The sequence below is a fragment of the Nocardioides sp. HDW12B genome (assembly GCF_011299595.1).
Taxonomy (GTDB): Bacteria; Actinomycetota; Actinomycetes; order Propionibacteriales; family Nocardioidaceae; genus Marmoricola_A.
This window is the reverse complement of record NZ_CP049867.1, coordinates 3,615,561-3,630,009: the sequence shown is the minus strand read 5'-3', so window position 1 is coordinate 3,630,009 and position 14,449 is coordinate 3,615,561. Positions and strand designations below refer to the sequence as shown.

Annotated in this window: 12 protein-coding genes; 11 read left to right on the top strand and 1 reads right to left on the bottom strand. The window is 73.5% G+C overall.

Annotation, left to right across the window (positions count from 1 at the left end; genetic code table 11):
• The first annotated feature begins 3 nt into the window (after positions 1-3).
• The 8 genes from G7072_RS16955 (at position 4) to G7072_RS16920 (ending at position 11,257) form a co-directional block, all read left to right on the top strand.
• Positions 4-747, top strand: a complete 744-nt coding sequence (locus G7072_RS16955) for an amino acid ABC transporter ATP-binding protein (RefSeq protein ID WP_166090328.1) — start codon at positions 4-6, stop codon at positions 745-747.
• Between the two features lie 64 nt (positions 748-811).
• The gene (locus G7072_RS16950; protein ID WP_166088458.1) at positions 812-3,127 is read left to right on the top strand and encodes an ATP-binding protein; all 2,316 of its coding nucleotides are present in this window, start codon (positions 812-814) and stop codon (positions 3,125-3,127) included.
• A complete protein-coding gene (locus G7072_RS16945) occupies positions 3,124-3,765 on the top strand; it encodes a LuxR C-terminal-related transcriptional regulator (RefSeq protein WP_166088457.1) in 642 nt (213 codons plus the stop codon). Before G7072_RS16950 ends, G7072_RS16945 begins: the two co-directional genes overlap by 4 nt.
• A gap of 177 nt (positions 3,766-3,942) precedes the next feature.
• A complete protein-coding gene (locus G7072_RS16940) occupies positions 3,943-5,103 on the top strand; it encodes a CaiB/BaiF CoA-transferase family protein (RefSeq protein WP_277343381.1) in 1,161 nt (386 codons plus the stop codon).
• A gap of 169 nt (positions 5,104-5,272) precedes the next feature.
• A complete protein-coding gene (locus G7072_RS16935; RefSeq protein WP_206063188.1) occupies positions 5,273-6,490 on the top strand; it encodes an acetyl-CoA C-acetyltransferase in 1,218 nt (405 codons plus the stop codon).
• 65 nt (positions 6,491-6,555) lie between these two features.
• The gene (locus G7072_RS16930; RefSeq protein WP_166088455.1) at positions 6,556-8,742 is read left to right on the top strand and encodes a 3-hydroxyacyl-CoA dehydrogenase NAD-binding domain-containing protein; all 2,187 of its coding nucleotides are present in this window, start codon (positions 6,556-6,558) and stop codon (positions 8,740-8,742) included.
• A 171-nt stretch (positions 8,743-8,913) separates the two neighbouring features.
• Positions 8,914-9,702 (top strand): ABC transporter ATP-binding protein, encoded by a 789-nt coding sequence (locus G7072_RS16925; protein WP_166088453.1) that lies wholly within the window; start codon positions 8,914-8,916, stop codon positions 9,700-9,702.
• Entirely contained in the window at positions 9,677-11,257 is a 1,581-nt protein-coding gene (locus G7072_RS16920) for a hypothetical protein (protein ID WP_166088451.1), read from the top strand. The genes G7072_RS16925 and G7072_RS16920 overlap by 26 nt, the downstream gene beginning before the upstream one ends.
• Before the next feature lie 27 nt (positions 11,258-11,284).
• On the opposite strand, the gene G7072_RS16915 is transcribed toward G7072_RS16920, so the two are convergent.
• Positions 11,285-11,794, bottom strand: coding sequence for a hypothetical protein (locus G7072_RS16915; protein WP_166088449.1), 510 nt, complete (start codon positions 11,792-11,794; stop codon positions 11,285-11,287).
• A gap of 81 nt (positions 11,795-11,875) precedes the next feature.
• Here G7072_RS16915 and G7072_RS16910 point away from each other — a divergent pair, with 81 nt between their 5' ends.
• From G7072_RS16910 to G7072_RS16900, 3 genes are read left to right on the top strand one after another with little or no spacing between them, the layout of a single operon-like run.
• Complete coding sequence (locus G7072_RS16910) at positions 11,876-12,673, top strand: SDR family NAD(P)-dependent oxidoreductase (RefSeq protein ID WP_166088447.1); 798 nt, start codon at positions 11,876-11,878, stop codon at positions 12,671-12,673.
• The gene (locus G7072_RS16905; RefSeq protein WP_166088445.1) at positions 12,670-13,776 is read left to right on the top strand and encodes a phosphotransferase family protein; all 1,107 of its coding nucleotides are present in this window, start codon (positions 12,670-12,672) and stop codon (positions 13,774-13,776) included. The genes G7072_RS16910 and G7072_RS16905 overlap by 4 nt, the downstream gene beginning before the upstream one ends.
• The gene (locus G7072_RS16900) at positions 13,767-14,438 is read left to right on the top strand and encodes a histidine phosphatase family protein (protein ID WP_166088443.1); all 672 of its coding nucleotides are present in this window, start codon (positions 13,767-13,769) and stop codon (positions 14,436-14,438) included. Before G7072_RS16905 ends, G7072_RS16900 begins: the two co-directional genes overlap by 10 nt.
• Positions 14,439-14,449: the final 11 nt, after the last annotated feature.

The following is a 14,449-nucleotide window of genomic DNA, read 5'->3' as shown; positions in this document are numbered from 1 at the left end:
GGGGTGACCGGCGCGGGTGGGCCGGTGCTGGAGGTCGAGGGCCTGCGCAAGCGCTACGGCGACCGGACCGTCCTCGACGGGGTCGACCTGACCGTGGCGCGCCACGAGGTCGTGTGCCTCATCGGCGCCTCCGGCAGCGGCAAGTCGACGCTGCTGCGCTGCATCGACCTGCTGGAGGACACCGACGACGGGACGGTCCGCTTCGAGGGTCGTGACGTGACCGACCCCCGGGTCGACCGGCGCGAGGTCCAGCGCCGCATCGGTGTGGTGTTCCAGGCCTACAACCTCTTCCCCCACCTCACCGTGCTCGACAACGTCACGCTGGCCCCGCGCCGCGTCCACGGCGTCGGACGGCGCGCGGCCGAGGAGCGCGCCCGCGAGCTGCTGGGCCGCTTCGGGCTGTCCGACAAGGCCGACGTCCACCCCGACCGGCTCTCCGGCGGTCAGCAGCAGCGGGTCGCCGTGGTGCGCGCGCTCGCCACCGACCCGGCGCTGCTGCTGCTCGACGAGGTCACCGCTGCGCTCGACCCCGAGCTGGTCGGCGAGGTGCTCGACATCCTGCGCGCCCTCGCCGAGGGGGGCACCACCATGGTGCTGGCCACCCACGAGATCGGTTTCGCCCGTGAGATGGCCACCACCGTCTGCTTCCTCGCCGACGGCCGCGTCCTCGAGCAGGGCCCGCCCGGACAGGTCCTCCTCGACCCCCGGGAGGACCGCACCCGCGCCTTCCTGCGCCGGGTCCTCTAAGGGGGGACGGCGCGACGCCGGCGGACGGCCGGGGCGCGGGGTCGCCCGGGCGTAGCCTGGGGCCGTGACGGGGGTCAGGGACATCGACGTGCCGTCGACCACCCATCGCGAGCGGCTGCGACGTACCGTCCGGCTGCTGCACGCCGCCGTCCTCACGCTCTTCGCGCTCGCGGTGCTCGTCAGCCTCGTGCGCGGCGAGAGCACGGCGTACGTCGTCAGCCACCTGGCGCTGGTGGCCGGTCTCCTGCTGGTGGCCGTGCTGACGCTGGTCCGCGGCGAGCGCGCCGACCACCTGGTGCTCCTCCTGCCGCTGGCGGCGACGACCGTGCTGCCCCCCTTCCGGGAGGCGGGTGACGTGAGCGCCGGCCTGGCCGTCAACGCGGTGCTGCTGACGGCCGTGCGGACCCTGTCCCTGCCCCGGTGCGCGCTGGTGATCGGGGTGACCGTCGCCGCGCACGCCTCCCTGCGGGGGATCCTGGACGGCGGCCTGACGGTGGTGGAGGTGGCCGACCCGTACCTGTTGTCGGTGACCAACATCGCCGTGGCCGGGATCATCGTGGCCACGCTCGAGCGCAGCACCGCCGCGCTGGACGCGGCGGCGGCCCGCAGCGCGGAGCGGACGCTGGCCGTCCTCCGCCGCGAGAGCGCCGACCGGGCCGTCGACGGCGCCCGGCGCGTGCTGCACGACGACGTCCTGACGGCGCTCCGCGCGGTGGCCGACCCGTCGGAGGCCGCGGGCGCTCCTCCCTCCGAGCGGCTGGTCGCCGCCTGCCGGACAGCCGTCGCCTCGGTCGAGGCACTCGACGCCGACGACGACCCCGCCGCGACCGCGACCCTGGCCGACCTGCTTGCCGACGTGGTCCGGACGTCGCCCGTGCCCCTCGCCGTCTCGGTCGCGGCCCAGGACGCGTCCGTGCCGGAGACGGTGCTCGAGCCGGAGGTCGCTGCGGCGGCGACGCGCGCGCTGCGCGAGCTGCTGCGCAACGTCGAGAGGCACGCGGGGACCGCTCCGGGCGGACCAGCTCCGGCGCGGCTGCACGTCGAGCTCGAGCCGGGGTGGGTGCGGCTGCACGTCGAGGACGACGGCCCCGGGATCCCTCCGGGGCGGGCCGAGGGCTTCGGCCTCGCCACGTCGGTGCGTGGGTCGGTGGCCGCGGTCGGCGGCCGGGTGGAGGTCAGCTCACCGCCACCGGGCCGGGGCACGGGGACCGTCGTGACGGTCGCGGTGCCGTCGTCACCGCCCGCGCCGCCGGTGACGCCGTCGGACGGCACCGACGGCCCGGACGCGGTGGCCCTGCCGTTCGTCGGCCACGCCTTCCTCTCGTTGCTGGCCGTCGGCGCGGTCCGCCCGCTCGCGGTGGCCGCGCTGCTGCCGCTCTCGGCGTTCTGGACCTTCGCCGCGGTCGTGACGCTGCCCGGGGCCGACCGCCCGGTGCTCGGCGCCGTGCTGCTGCTCGCGCTGCTCGCGGTGGTGGCGCTGGTCGGGGTGCGGCTGGTCGCCGGTGAGCCGTCCCGCCGGTGGGTGGTGGCCGTCGGCTCCGCGCTCGTCGGGCTCCAGGTCGCCGGGCTGGCCCTGCTGCCGCCCGGCGGCATGCTCGACCTGCGGAGCTGGTCGATCGGCCTGGTGGCGGTGCCGCAGATCGTGCTGTGCTTCGTGCTGCCGGTGCGGTGGGGGCTCGGTCTGGTCGGCAGCCAGGTGACGGTCGTCGTCGCCGGATGGCTGGTCGACCCGTCGCTGTCGAGCGGGGCCCTGCCCGTGAACTCGCTGAACGCCGTGACCACGCCCGCCCTGCTCACGGCGCTGCTCGGCGTACGCCTGCGACGCAACACCGCCGAGGCCGAGTCGGAGCAGCGACGGGCCGCGGCGGCCTCCGCGGCGCTCGTGCGCCTGACGGTGCAGAGCGAGGCGCACTCGCAGCACCTCGAGCACACCCGGCGGGTGATCGTGCCGTGGCTGCGAGACGTGGCCGGGCAGGCCGCTCCGCTGAGCGGCGGGCAGCGTGAGGAGGCGCGGCTGCTCGCCCTCGAGGCCCGCGACGACCTCTACGCCCCGGGGTTCCACACCGCGCGGCTGCGCCGCGCCGTGACCGACTTCCGGCGCCGGGGCGGCACCGTCGACGTCCGTCCCGGCTTCGACGACGAGGCCCGGCGCGAGGAGGCGGCGGCGCGGCTGGGCGGGCTCCTGCCGCTGCTGTCACCGCCCTGCCGCGTCACGCTGACGGCGTACGACGACGGGGCGGGCGGCGTGCGCACCGTCGTGACGCCACCGCCCCCACCGACCGTCGACCTCGGGCTGGTGTCGGGCGAGCGCGTCGAGCGGGACGCCTACCTGATGGTCATCACCTCGGCCGACCCCGACCACCCCCAGGAGGGACCATGAAGCGACCGGTGACGTTCGTGTCGATCGACAACCACGAGTTCGTCGTCGAGTCGATGGCCTCGCTGGAGCGACGTCGCCCCGAGGAGCTGAGGTACCTCGGAGGGGTGTCCGACCCGGCCGACCTGGACCGCTCGCTGCCCGCGCCGGACGTCGTCGTCCTCGACCTCTACCTCGGGCGGGACGACGCCGTGTCGACGCCCGCCATCCCCGGCCTGGTGGCCTGGGGGGCCGCGGTGCTCATCCACACCTCGGCCGAGCTGCCGGTCCCCGTGCGCCAGGCGGTGGCCGCCGGGGCGTCCGGTCTCACGTTGAAGAACGACGGCTCGGACCGGCTCGCCGAGGCGGTCCTGGAGGTCGCCGACGGCGGGTTCGCCTGCAGCAGCACGGTCGCCTCGGCGCTGCTGGCCGACGCCGGCCTGGTGGCGGCGCTCACCCCGCGCGAGGTCGAGGTGCTGCAGGGCGTCGACGACGGCCTGACGCGGCGCCAGGTCGCCGGGCGTCTGCGCATCGCGGAGTCCACCGTGACCGACCACCTGAAGTCGGCGCGGACGCGCTACCTGGCCCTCGGACGACCGATCACGAACTCCCAGTCGCTGCTGCGCGAGGCGCGCCGGGACGGCTGGATCTCGGACCGCTGACCGTCGGGCCGCGGTGGCGCAGAAGGCCATCCCCCGACGCCTTCTGCGCCCACGCGTCCGGCAGGCTCGACGGTAGTCAGTCCTCGCCCGGCTCCGCCATCCCCGGAAATGAGGGTGGGCGCCGGGAACGGGCAGGGTCCTGGTCACCGTGACAGTGGAACTGTCACAATCACGCCCATGGCTGACTACGCGCTGGACCAGGGCACCGGACCGCTCCGAGGGATCAAGGTCGTGGAGATCGCCGGGATCGGGCCGGGGCCCCACGCGGCGACGATCCTGGCCGACCTGGGCGCCGACGTGATCCGGGTGGAGAAGCCCGGCGGTGCCGCGAGCGCGGGTCCGCGCGAGACCGACCTGCTCACCCGCGGACGTCCCAGCGTCGCGCTGGACCTGAAGAACCCGGACGCCCTGGCCGCCCTGCTCGAGCTGATCGCCGGCGCCGACGTGCTGCTCGAGGGCATGCGGCCCGGGGTCACCGAGCGCCTGGGCATCGGCCCCGACGACTGCCTCGCGCGCAACCCCCGGCTGGTCTACGGCCGCATGACCGGATGGGGCCAGAGCGGCCCGTGGGCGCACACCGCCGGCCACGACATGAACTACATCGCCGTCTCCGGGGTGCTGCACGGCTTCGGTCAGGACCGGGACCGGCCGCACTTCCCGAGCAACGTGGTCGGCGACTTCGGTGGCGGGTCGACGTACCTCGTGATCGGGGTGCTCGCCGCCCTTCTCGAGGCCCGCGTCAGCGGCCGCGGGCAGGTGGTCGACGCGGCGATCGTCGACGGCTCCGCCCACCTCAACCTCATGTGGGCCTCGATGCTCGCGGCCGGCTTCGGCTCGGAGCAGCGGGTCTCGAACCTGCTCGACGGCGGCATCCCCTACTACGCGCTCTACGAGACCTCGGACGGCAAGCACATGAGCGTCGGTCCGCTCGAGCCGCAGTTCTACGCCGAGCTCGTCGAGCGCCTGGGGATCGGCGACCGGGTCCCGGAGCGGCACGACTTCGAGCGGATGGGCGAGCTGAAGGACATCCTCACCGAGACCTTCCGCTCGCGCACGCAGGCGGAGTGGGCCGAGGTGTTCGACGGCTCCGACGCCTGCTGCGCCCCGGTGCTGCCGATGACCGAGGCGGCGGCGCACCCGCACATCAGCGCGCGCGAGGTGTACGTCGAGCGCGGCGGCGTCCTGCAGCCGGCCCCGGCCCCGCGCTTCTCCCGCACCGAGGCCACCCTGACGACCGGCCCCTCGGTGGCCGGCGGCGGCACCCGCGACGTGCTCGAGGCGTGGGGGGTCTCCGGCGTCGATGCGCTGCTGGAGTCCGGCGCCGCCGTCCAGGCCTGAGGCGGCTGCGACTCTGCTGCGACCGGGGTCACACGAGCAGTCCGGCGCCACCTGTTGACGACGGTGACAGTATCGGTGTCACAATCAACGGGACCCGTTCTACCGGTGAGTAACCACCTGGTGCGCTCACGGGAGCGGTCGGACCCACCCGTCGGAAGAGGGAACCTCCATGGCTGACGTGCCGCAGGCATACGTGTACGACGCAATCCGCACCCCGCGGGGCAAGGGCAAGAAGGACGGCTCGCTCCACGAGGTCAAGCCCGTCGACCTGGTGGTGACGCTGCTCGACGAGATCCGCAAGCGTCACGACTCCTTCGACCCCGAGCGCGTCGACGACGTCGTCCTCGGCTGCGTGTCGCCGATCGGCGACCAGGGCGGCGACATCGCCAAGACCTCCGCGCTCGCGGCGGGCTACCCCGAGACCACCAGCGGCGTGCAGCTCAACCGCTTCTGCGCCTCCGGCCTCGAGGCCGTCAACCAGGCCGCGTCGCGCATCCGCGCCGGCTGGGAGGACCTGATCCTCGCCGGCGGCGTGGAGTCGATGAGCCGGGTGCCGATGGGCTCCGACGGCGGCGCCTGGGCGAGCGACCCCAGCACCGCCTTCGACACCTCCTTCGTCCCGCAGGGCATCGGCGCCGACCTCATCGCCACCCTCGAGGGCTTCACCCGCGCCGACGTCGACGCCTTCGCCACCGAGTCGCAGCACCGTGCCGCCAAGGCCCAGGCCAACGGCTTCTTCGACCGCTCGGTCGTCCCGGTCACCGACCGCAACGGCCTGACCGTGCTCGAGCGCGACGAGTTCATCAAGCCCGACACCTCGGTCGAGGGGCTGGCCAACCTCAAGCCGTCCTTCCAGTTCCACGGCGACCTCGGCTTCGACTCCGTCGCGCTGGAGAAGTACCACTGGGTCGAGAAGATCGACCACGTCCACCACGCCGGCAACTCCTCGGGCATCGTCGACGGCGCCGCCATCGTGGCCATCGGCAGCGAGCAGGTCGGCACCGACCTCGGCCTGACCCCCCGGGCCCGCATCGTCTCGGCCGCCGTCTCCGGCGCCGACCCGACGATCATGCTCACCGGCCCCGCCCCCGCCTCGCGGAAGGCGCTCGCGAAGGCCGGGCTGAGCCCGGAGGACATCGACCTCTACGAGATCAACGAGGCCTTCGCGGCGGTCGCGATGCGCTTCATGCGCGACCTCGACCTCGACCCGGAGAAGGTCAACGTCAACGGCGGCTCGATCGCGATGGGCCACCCGCTGGGCGCGACCGGCGCCATGATCCTCGGCACCCTCATCGACGAGCTCGAGCGCCGCGACCTGCGCTACGGCCTGGCGACGCTGTGCGTCGGCGGCGGCATGGGCATCGCCACCGTCGTCGAGCGCCTCTGAGGCGCACGCGCGCGCCACGACGTACGCCGTACTCCGACCCCAGCCAGCAAGGGAAACCGCACCACATGACTGAGCAGACCAGCACCGGCATCCGCTACGAGAAGGACGCCGACGGCATCGTCACCCTGACGATGGACGACCCGACCGCCAGCGCCAACACGATGAACGAGGTCTACAAGGACTCGATGGCCGCGACGTTGTCGCGCCTGGAGTCCGAGAAGGCCGACCTCACCGGCGTCGTGCTCACCAGTGCGAAGAAGACCTTCTTCGCCGGCGGCAACCTCAAGCTGCTCATCGCCGCGACCCCCGAGGACGCGCCGCAGATGTTCGAGGAGAGCCAGAACCTCAAGAAGCAGCTGCGCCGCCTCGAGACGCTCGGCGTCCCGGTCGTCGCGGCCATCAACGGCGCCGCGCTCGGCGGGGGCCTGGAGATCGCGCTGGCCTGCCACCGCCGCATCGCCGCCGAGGGCTCCTACGAGATCGGCCTGCCCGAGGTCACCCTCGGCCTGCTCCCCGGCGGCGGCGGCGTGATCCGCACCGTGCGCATGCTGGGCCTGCAGACCGCGCTGACCGAGGTCCTGCTCCAGGGACAGCGCCGCAAGCCCGCCGACGCGCAGGCCAAGGGCCTCGTCGACGAGGTCGTCCCGGCCGAGCAGCTGCTCGAGCGCGCCAAGGCGTGGCTGAAGGAGGCCGCCGGGAACGAGGACGCCGCCAAGCAGCCGTGGGACCGCCAGGGCTACAAGATGCCCGGTGGCACCCCGTCGCACCCGTCGCTGGCGCAGATGCTGCCGGTCTTCCCCGCCACCCTGCGCAAGACGCTGAAGGGTGCCGACTACCCGGCGCCGCGCGCCATCATGGCCGCCGCCGTCGAGGGCGCCCAGGTCGACTTCGAGACCGCCGCCCGCATCGAGTCGCGCTACTTCACCGGTCTCGCCACGGGTCAGAACGCCAAGAACATGATCCAGGCGTTCTTCTTCGACCTGCAGGCCATCAACTCCGGCTCGCTGCGCCCGCAGGGCCACGACACCTGGAAGCCGACCAAGGTCGGTGTCCTCGGCGCCGGCATGATGGGCGCCGGCATCGCCTACGTCTGCGCCCGCGCGGGCATGGAGGTCGTGCTCAAGGACGTCTCGCTGGAGGCGGCCGAGCGCGGGAAGAGCTACTCGGCCAAGATCAACGAGAAGGCGATCTCGCGCGGCAAGCTCACCCAGGAGAAGTCCGACGCGCTGCTGGCCCGCATCACCCCGGCCGCCGACCCGCAGGAGCTCGCGGGCTGCGACCTCGTCATCGAGGCCGTCTTCGAGGACCCCTCGCTCAAGGCCAAGGTCTTCGCCGAGGTCCTCCCGGTGGTCAACGCCGACGCGCTGCTGTGCTCGAACACCTCGACGCTGCCGATCACCGAGCTCGCCGGCGGCGTGGACCGCCCCGAGGACTTCATCGGGCTGCACTTCTTCAGCCCCGTCGACAAGATGCCGCTGGTGGAGATCATCCGCGGCGAGAAGACCTCCGAGGCCGCCGTGGCCAAGGCGATCGACGTCGTCCAGGCGATCCGCAAGACCCCGATCGTGGTCAACGACAGCCGCGGCTTCTACACCTCGCGCGTCATCGGCACCCAGATCAACGAGGGCCTCGCGATGCTCGGCGAGGGCGTCGCGCCCATGTCGATCGAGCGGGCGGCGGCCAAGGCCGGCTACCCGGTCGGTCCGCTGCAGATCAGCGACGAGCTCAACATGGAGCTGATGGTCAAGATCCGCAACGCCACCAAGGCGGCCGTGGAGCGCGACGGCGGCACCTACACGCCGCACCCGGCCGAGAAGGTCATCGACGCGATGATCGAGGCGGGTCGCCCCTCCAAGCTCAAGGGCGCCGGCTTCTACGAGTACGACGAGTCCGGCCGTCGCGCTGGTCTCTGGGCCGGCCTGACCGAGCTGTTCCCGACCGCCGAGACCCAGCCCGACTTCGACGACCTCATGGAGCGCATGCTCGTCATCGAGGCCGTCGAGACCGCGCGCTGCTTCGAGGAGGGCGTGATCTCCTCGACCGCGGAGGCCAACATCGGCTCGATCTTCGGCATCGGCTTCCCGGCCAACACCGGCGGCGCGGCGCAGTACGTCAACGGCTACGTCGGGCGCACCGGCACCGGCGTCGCGGGCTTCGTCGCTCGCGCGCAGGAGCTCGCGTCGACGTACGGCGAGCGCTTCCAGCCCCCCGCCCTCCTCGTCGAGAAGGCCGCGAAGGGCGAGCCCCTCTGAGCCACGCCCGGGCGGTGTCGGTTTCACTGGGTACCTAGTGAAACCGGCGCTTCCCGAGCGAAGTTTCGTGCGGGAAGCGCCAGGATCACTAGGTACCCAGTGAAACCGGCAGCCCGGCGAATCGGGTGAAAGGGTCACCCGGCGCGGGGCGGGGTTGCGACACTGGAGCACATGTCGTCGCACGAGCCCGTCGCCGGGGCGCCCCCGCACGCCGCGCAGGCGGACCCCCGCACGGTGGAGCCGGTCCCGCGGACCGGCGAGCCGGTGGTGCTGGTCGAGGGGCTCGTGGTCCGGTTCGGCTCGGTCGAGGCCGTGCGCGGCGTCGGCTTCGAGGTGCACCACGGTGAGGCGACCGCGCTCCTGGGACGTAACGGCGCCGGCAAGTCGACGAGCATGCGCGTCCTGGCCGGCGTCATCCCGCCCTCCGGGGGAGTGGTCCGGGTCGCCGGGTTCGACATCGCGCGTCGCACGACCGACGTCAAGCGCCGCACCGGCTACTGCCCCGACGTCGGGGGGCTCGTGCCCCGCGCCACGCCCTGGGAGCACCTCCAGCTGGCCGCGCGGCTGCGGCGGCTGAGCGACTGGCAGGACCGGGCCCGCGAGCTGCTCGAGCGCTTCGAGCTCGGCGACGCCGCCCACCGGGTGACGGCCGGCTTCAGCCACGGCATGGGGCGGCGGATGTCGGTGGTGCTGGCCGCCTTCCACGAGCCCGAGGTGCTGCTGCTCGACGAGCCCTTCGACGGCGTCGACCCGCTCGGGGTCGAGGCCACCATGGAGGTGATCGCCGACGCCCGCGCGCGCGGCGCCGCAGTGCTCGTGTCCACGCACCTGCGCGAGCTGGCGGTCCAGGCCTGCCAGGAGGCGCTGGTGCTGCGGGGCGGTTCGGCGGTGGCCGCCCTTCCCGCCGCCGAGCTGACCGGTGATCGGGGCGCGGATGTCTACCGCTCTCTCCTCGACTGAGCTGCACCGCGCGCGGCGCGGCTCCGGCGTCCGCTCCGAGCTCGGGCCCCGCGCCTTCGTCCGCGCCGCCGCGGACGTGCGCGCGCTGCTGGGCTTCCGCAGCTCCGGGGTGCGCGGACGCCAGCGCGCGGTCGCGCTGACCGGGCTGGTCCTCGTCGGCACCCTGACCGTGCTGGCCGGCTGGCTGCCGGGCTACCTGCCCGACGGCGACCGACGGACCGACGTGCAGTCGCTGCTGCCCTCGGCGCTCGTCGGGGTGCTGGTGATCGCCATCATCTCGGCCGCAGCCTCGGGCGGGGGCCGCGAGCTGGTGCCGCGCGACCAGGCGGTCGGCTTCCCGGTGAGCCCGGTGACCGACCACCTCGGCGCGCTGCTCATGGCGCCGCTGAACATCGCCTGGCTGCTCCAGGTCTGGACGCTGCTCGGCTCCTTCGCCTTCGTCGCCGGCCCGTCCTGGGGCCTGCTCCTCACCCAGGCGCTGGTGCTGCTCTGGGTGGTGAGCGCGACCGCGGTCGCCCAGGTCGTCGGGTGGGCCGTGGAGTGGCTGCGGCGCGGCGAGCGCGGCGTGTGGGGGGCGCGGGCGCTGCTCACGACCTTGTCGGTGGCCGCCGTCGTCCTGGTCTCGTCGGGGCGGCTGGTCGACGTGCTGCAGGCCTCACCGACCCTGCAGGTTGCGATCGCGGCGCTGCAGGGACGTCAGGGCGTGACCGGCCTCTACCTGCTGACGGCTGGTGAGCTGGTCGTGCTCGCGGTGGTCGCGGTGGTCGTCGGTGCGGTGCTGGCGCGCGCGGTCGCGGGTCGTCCCGCGCGCGACGTGCTGAGCCTCGAGACGTCGTCGTACGCCGCACGGTCGGCGCCCGCCTCGGACCTGCAGGCGATGCTCCGCACCGACCGGGTGGGCATCTGGCGCTCGGTGCCCCTGCGCCGGGGCCTCGCGGTGCTGGCGATCATGCCCGGACTCGTCGCCATCGCCGGCGACCTGCAGTGGGACATGCTGACGATCCTGCCCGGGCTGGTGGCCTCCGGCGGGGCGCTGCTGTTCGGCGTGAACTCGTGGTGCCTGGACGGCCGCGGCGCCCTGTGGCGCGACAGCCTGCCGGTCGAGCCGCGGCTGGTGTTCGTCTCCCGCGCGGTCGTGCTGGTCGAGGTGCTGCTGCTGGCGAGCCTGGTGACGGTGCTGCTGGCGGCGATGCGCGCCGGGCTGCCGACGTGGCCGGAGTTCGTCTCCGTGGCCTGCGCCGCCCTGGTCGTGACCCTGCAGGTGACCTCGGCTTCCCTGCGCTGGTCGGTGCGCCGCCCCTTCGCCGTCGACCTGCGCAGCGCCCGCGCCACCCCGGCGCCGCCGCTGGTGATGGTCGGCTACTCCTCGCGGCTCGCGCTGAGCACGACCCTCGTCGGGATCCTGTTCTCCCTGCTGGCCCGGCTCTCCTGGGAGTGGGCCGTGCTCATGGCGCTGCCGTTCGTGCTGATCTCGCTCTACCGGCTGACCCGCACCTCGAACGCCTGGGTCGACCCGCCGACCCGCTCGCGCGTGGTCGCCACGGTCGCCAGCTGAGCCCGCCGGGTCAGCCGGTCCGCCGGGTCAGCCGGCCGGCTGGCCCACGCACTCGGCGACCTGCTGCTGGACGTCGCCGGGGATGGCCTTGGAGGCGTCCTCGCCCTGGAAGCTCGCGGAGATGACCTCGGCGAAGACCTCCTCGTCGAAGGCCTCGGTGATGCAGGAGGTCTGCTCGTCGGTCATGTTCTCCATCATCGGCCCGAGCTGCTCGGCCAGCAGCTCCTCGACGTCGACGCACCCCACGATGACCTCGGCCATCGCGTCGGCCTCGGTCTCGCCGAGCTGGAGGTCGGGGTCCTCGACGACCTTGTTCTCGTCGTCGATGAGCTCGGCCTCCTTCAGCTTGTCGACGCCGATCTCGTCGACCATGCCGTCCGACACGCAGCCGGCCTCGTCGTCGGTCAGTTCGGTGCCGGCCACGTCGGGGTTGTCGAGCAGGGAGGCCTTGATGCTGTCCTTGGCCTCGGACTCGTCGCTGCCGCAGGCGGTCAGCGTGAGGAGGAGGGCGCACAGGAGGGCGACGATCTTCGACATGGGGCGTTCTCCTCGTCGGGGGGCCGGGGGACCTGCAGCATAGGACGTCGCGCTGTGAGAGCCCCGGGCTAGGGTCGGGGGATGACCTCGGACGGCCTGCGCATCCTGGTGACCGGCGCCGCCTCGGGCCTCGGGGCCGCGCTCAGCGACGCCTTCGCCGCCGACGGGGCGACGGTGCTGCGCACCGACCTCGCCGCCGACCTCGACGCCGATCTCGACGGCGGCGACAGCACCGGGGTGCGCCGCCTCGACATCACCTCCGAGGAGGACTGGAGCGCCACCGCCGAGCACGTACGGCGCACCTGGGGCGGGCTGGACGTGCTGGTCAACAACGCCGGGATCGCCGGCGGTGGACGCATCGAGCTCTGCGACCTCGACGAGTGGCACCGACTGATCGACGTCAACCTGCTCGGGGTCGTGCGCGGCACCCGTGCCTTCCTGCCGACGCTCAAGGAGCGTCCCGGGGCGCGGGTCGTCAACGTGGCGTCGTTGGCCGGGCTGGTCCACCCGGCGGGGATGGGCGCCTACAACGCGGTGAAGGCGGCGGTGGTGGCCTTCACCGAGACCACCGGCCACGAGCTCGCCTCCTCGGGCGGCACCGCGCACGCCGTGTGCCCGTCGTACTTCCGCACCAACCTGACCGAGAGCCTGCGCTCCGGCGACCCGGCGGTCGCCGCAGTGATGCGCCGCCTGGTCGACGACTCACCTGTCTCCGCCGCCGAGATCGCCGCCGCCGTGCTCGCCGGCCTCGCCGCCGGGGAGGAGCTGATCGTCCCCGACGCGGCCGCCCGCGCCGCCTGGGACCTCAAGCGCACCGACCGTCCCGCCTACGACCAGATGATGCGCGCGCAGGCGCGCAAGCTCGAGGAGCGCCTGTGAGCCCCGACCCGTCCGGCCCGTCCGTCGACCGTCCCGCCCCCGAGGGGGCCCGGCCGGTCCGCGAGGAGGACACCTTCGACGTCGGCGCGGTGGCCGCCTGGCTGCGCGAGCACGCCGACCCCGAGGTCCGCGACGAGCTGGCGGCCGAGCCGGAGGTGCTCCAGTTCGCCGGGGGTGCGTCCAACCTGACCTACCTGCTGCGCTACCCCGGGCGTGACCTGATCCTGCGCACGGCACCGCGGGGCACCAAGGCGCGGGGCGCCCACGACATGGCCCGGGAGTACCGCATCCAGGACCGGCTGCGCCCCGTCTTCGGCTACGTCGCGGAGATGATCGCCTTCTGCGACGACCCCGAGGTCATGGGTCGTGACTTCTACGCCATGGAGCGGGTCGAGGGGCTGATCCCGCGCGGCGACCTGCCCGAGGACGCGCTCACCCCGGAGCAGGCGCGGGGGATGAGCCTGGCCATGATCGACGTGCTCGCCGAGCTCCACGGCGTCGACCCCGAGGAGGCCGGCCTGGGGGAGCTGGGCAAGGGCTTCGGCTACGTGCGGCGCCAGATCGAGGGGTGGTCGCGCCGCTACCGCGACGCCCGCACCGAGGACGCGCCGGACTTCGAGCGCGCGATGGCCTGGCTCGACGAGCACCAGCCCGAGGACGTCGCCAACGGCGTGATCCACAACGACTTCAAGCTCGACAACCTGGTCTTCGACCCCGACGACCCGACGTCGGTGGTGGCGGTCCTGGACTGGGAGATGGCCACGCTGGGCGACCCCCTGATGGACCTCGGCGGCAACCTCGCCTTCTGGGTGCAGGCCGACGACCACGACCTGGCGCCGTACCGCCGAGTGCCGACGCACATGCCCGGGATGCTGACCCGCGCCGAGCTGGTCGAGGCCTACTGCGAGCGGACCGGGCGCTCCCTGACCCCGGAGCAGTGGCGCTTCTACGAGATCTACGGGATCTTCCGGCTCGCGGTCATCAGCCAGCAGATCTACTACCGCTGGTTCCACGGCCAGACCAGCAACGAGGTGTTCAAGATCTTCGGGCCCGTGGTCCACGTCGCCGAGCAGCGGGTCGCGAGGATCCTCGGGTGGGCGTGATCCTGCTGGTCCGACACGGCCAGGCGTCCTGGGGCGCCGCCGACTACGACCAGCTCTCCGACCTCGGCGAGCAGCAGGGCGCGGTGCTCGGCTCGTGGCTGGCCGAGGCAGGGGTCCGTCCGACGCGGATCATCGCCGGGTCGCTGCGGCGGCACCGGCAGACCGCCGAGGCGGTGCTGAGCGGGGCCGCCGGGCCCGGGTGGGACCTCGACGACCTGACCACCGACCCCGGCTGGGACGAGTACGACCACGTGCAGCTGCTCGACGTGTACGGCGTGGACCGCGGCGTGCCCGAGGTCCCGACGGGCCGCTCGGAGCTGGACGCCTGGTTCGACGCCGCCGTGGAGCGCTGGGTCTCCGGCGCCCACGACGCCGACTACCCGGTGTCCTTCCCGGACTTCACCGAGCGGGTGGACGGTGCGCTGCGCCGTACGGTCGCCGCGGCGGGGGCGGGCGAGACCGTCGTGGTCCTCACCAGCGGCGGGCCGATCGCGTGGGCGCTGACGTCCCTGCTCGACGCCGCCACCCCGACCTGGCAACGGCTGAACCCGGTGCTCGTCAACACCTCGGTCTCCAAGCTCACCGTGGGAGGACGCGGCGCCACCGCGGTGTCCTTCAACGAGCACGGCCACCTGCCGGCCGACCTCGTCACCTACCGCTGACCGCTGACCGT

Excerpts from the sequence above, each read along its gene's own strand:
- G7072_RS16945 (WP_166088457.1), top strand. The coding sequence starts at position 3,124 with ATGAAGCGACCGGTGACGTTCGTGTCGATCGACAACCACGAGTTCGTC.
- G7072_RS16940 (WP_277343381.1), top strand. The coding sequence starts at position 3,943 with ATGGCTGACTACGCGCTGGACCAGGGCACCGGACCGCTCCGAGGGATC.
- G7072_RS16935 (WP_206063188.1), top strand. The coding sequence starts at position 5,273 with ATGGCTGACGTGCCGCAGGCATACGTGTACGACGCAATCCGCACCCCG.
- G7072_RS16930 (WP_166088455.1), top strand. The coding sequence starts at position 6,556 with ATGACTGAGCAGACCAGCACCGGCATCCGCTACGAGAAGGACGCCGAC.
- G7072_RS16925 (WP_166088453.1), top strand. The coding sequence starts at position 8,914 with ATGTCGTCGCACGAGCCCGTCGCCGGGGCGCCCCCGCACGCCGCGCAG.
- G7072_RS16920 (WP_166088451.1), top strand. The coding sequence starts at position 9,677 with ATGTCTACCGCTCTCTCCTCGACTGAGCTGCACCGCGCGCGGCGCGGC.
- G7072_RS16915 (WP_166088449.1), bottom strand. The coding sequence starts at position 11,794 with ATGTCGAAGATCGTCGCCCTCCTGTGCGCCCTCCTCCTCACGCTGACC.
- G7072_RS16910 (WP_166088447.1), top strand. The coding sequence starts at position 11,876 with ATGACCTCGGACGGCCTGCGCATCCTGGTGACCGGCGCCGCCTCGGGC.